Annotated in this window: 1 protein-coding gene; it reads left to right on the top strand. The window is 76.1% G+C overall.

Features of this window, described 5'->3' with window-relative positions; translation table 11 throughout:
* The first annotated feature begins 283 nt into the window (after positions 1 to 283).
* Positions 284 to 1,525 (top strand): geranylgeranyl reductase family protein, encoded by a 1,242-nt coding sequence (locus ABZ641_RS36730; RefSeq protein ID WP_359988889.1) that lies wholly within the window; start codon positions 284 to 286, stop codon positions 1,523 to 1,525.
* Positions 1,526 to 1,566: the final 41 nt, after the last annotated feature.

Below are 1,566 nucleotides of genomic sequence, written 5' to 3' on the forward strand. Positions count from 1 at the left end.
GCCCGCCGTCGACCGGCCGCGCCTGCCGCCCAGCACCCCCGCCGCCGTGCCACGATCGTGTGGTGAGGATCACAGCCGACGGCGTGGCGCCCCCGGTGGGTAGGGATCAGGCATTCGCACGGTGCACAGGCGCACTCAGGAGGAGACCGTGAGGCCACCGGCGCAGAACCCGCCGACACCGCAGACCCCCGACCCCGCGACCGCCGCCGGGGCCCCCGAGCCCCGCACGTCGCCCGACACCCCCGACACCCACGAACCGCCCGACGGCGAGGAGGCCCAGGTCATCGTGGTGGGCGCCGGCCCCGCCGGCGCATCCACCGCCGTCCACCTCGCCCGCGCCGGCGTCGACGTCCTGCTGCTGGAGAAGAGCCGCTTCCCGCGCGACAAGGTCTGCGGCGACGGCCTGACCCCCCGCGGCGTCCACCAGCTCCTGCGGATGGGCGTCGACATCGACGGCCCCGGCTGGATGCGCTCCCGCGGCATGCGCTGGGTCTGCGCAGGCCGCCAGGTCACCATCGACTGGCCCGACCTCGGCCGCTACCCAGACTTCGGCCTCACCCGCAGCCGCCACGACTTCGACGACATCCTCGCCCGGCACGCCGAGGCCTCCGGCGCCCGGCTCCGGCTCGGCGTCAAGGCCACCGGCCCGGTCACCGACCGCGCCGGACGGATCACCGGCGTCACCGCCACCGGACCGGACGGCAGACCCGTCACCTACCGCGCACCACTGGTCGTCGCCGCCGAGGGCGCCTCCGCCCGCACCGCCATCGCCATGGGCCTGGAACGCGACCCCCGGCGCGCCCTCGCCACCGCCGCCCGCCGCTACTACCGCAGCCCCGAACTCTCCAAGGACGAGTACCTGGAGCTCTGGGCCGACCTGCGCTGCGCCCGCACCGGCCGCGATCTGCCCGGCTACGGCTGGATCTTCCCGCTCGGCGACGGACGGGTCAACGTCGGCCTCGGCGCGCTCCCGCACCGCGACCACGGCACCATCGACCTCCGCGCCACCCTCGACCAGTGGCTCGCCCGGCTGCCCCGCCACTGGGGCCTCAACGAGCAGAACGCCGACTCGCCGCTGCGCAGCGCCGCCCTGCCGATGGGCTTCAACCGCCACCCCCAGTACAGCCGCGGCCTGCTGCTGGTCGGCGACAGCGCCGGGATGATCAGCCCCTGGAGCGGCGAGGGCATCGCCCAGGCCATGGAGGCCGCCGAGGTCGCCGCCGAGGCCGTCGTCCTCGCGCTCACCCGACCCGACGGGCCCCGCCGCGACCAGGCACTGCAGCGCTACCCCGCCGAGATCCGGCGCCGCTGGGGCCGGTACTACCGGCTCGGCAACACCGCCGGCGACCTGGTGTTCAGCCGCTTCGGCTACCGGCCGATCCTCAACGGCCAGGTCATGTCCCGGCCCGGCCTGCTGGCCTCGCTCGCCCGGCTGCTCACCCACCTGATGGAGGACCCGCCGCGGGACACCGCGGACCACGTCCTGAACGCGCTGGTCAAGGCCGTTCCGCTGCGCCGCCGCTGACGAGGCGCGGGCGGGGCAGGGGCGGGGCTCGACGCGGCGGG

Source organism: Kitasatospora sp. NPDC007106, from assembly GCF_040634455.1.
GTDB lineage: Bacteria > Actinomycetota > Actinomycetes > Streptomycetales > Streptomycetaceae > Kitasatospora > Kitasatospora arboriphila.